Annotated in this window: 2 protein-coding genes; both read right to left on the bottom strand. The window is 41.1% G+C overall.

Annotated elements, in window-relative coordinates:
* The coding region (locus DFO72_RS29800; protein WP_208326905.1) for a hypothetical protein at positions 1–202 on the bottom strand (202 nt) is incomplete at its 3' end.
* Positions 203–532: 330 nt separating this feature from the next.
* A partial coding sequence (locus DFO72_RS29180; RefSeq protein WP_279587096.1) for a PrpF domain-containing protein occupies positions 533–1,045 on the bottom strand: 513 nt, incomplete at its 5' end.

The following is a 1,045-nucleotide window of genomic DNA, read 5'->3' as shown; positions in this document are numbered from 1 at the left end:
TTAGCTTTACATGATCCTCGGTGATAATATGATCATCTAAATTCCGCATAACCCCTTCTAACAATATCTTCATGGAGTACGGCAATCTTGAGACATCCGTAATTCCCATTTTTTCCAGTGTATTTAGAGAGTAATAATGGACTTCTTCCCCATTTATTTTAAGTGTAGATGTATTTAATAAATTTTTGGTTAGATTCATCATATACCTCAGCTTTCTAATCCCAACAATACTGCAGGATTCTTATTTGTCATTACATCAATAGCTTTTTTCGGTATACCTTGGTCAGCTAAAAACTGTATATATTGAAAAAGAGCAAGGCTCCGGATAGGGATTTTCCATTGGTCCCCCATATGTTAACTTAACCGTGGATTACGACCCAATTTCTCCGTTTTATGGAGGTTTTCTACGAGATTTGACTTATATTTGTTATTTCGGGATATAGAAATTTGGAATTACAAATCTGTAAAATTATAAAAAAGGGTTAATCTAATACAATTAACCCCGTTTCTTTCATTATCTTCATTATACTGATTAACGGTTAGCAGGGATCAGAACAAATCCCTCCATAAGTCTTCGGGCGCTTCGGCTCATGACTACCTTTTTAACAACCCAAGTCGTTTCCTCCTGTATAGCCTCAGCACCTACTTTTAAAGTGCCTGAAGGGTGCCCGAATCGAATCTCAGACATCCTATCCCCCAATATCTTACTTACTATCGTTCCCGGTATCGCAGCAGCGGCAGCAATCGCTACTGCACCTGTCCCGGTCATGGCATGATGTAGCTTACCCATGGAAAGAATACGCGCCAAAATATGAATGTCTTCCACTCGTATCTCTTTTCCGTCGGACGACGTGTAGCTTGTTGCTTCCCCAAAAAATGCGATTTTCGGAGTGTGCTGACGCTTATTCATAGCGTACTCAACGCTTTCTGCAAGGCCCATAGCCACAGCGCCATGTGCACGTATCGCTTCAAAACGAGCAAGCAATTCCCCATCACCGTTTATATCTCCTTGGAGCTCGGCTCCGGTTAATCCCATGGAAGAAGC

Source organism: Cytobacillus oceanisediminis (genome assembly GCF_004366035.1).
GTDB classification, from domain to species: Bacteria; Bacillota; Bacilli; order Bacillales; family Cytobacillaceae; genus Cytobacillus; species Cytobacillus oceanisediminis_C.
Note: the sequence above shows the minus strand (reverse complement) of the source record. Positions and strands in the feature narration are given on the sequence as shown.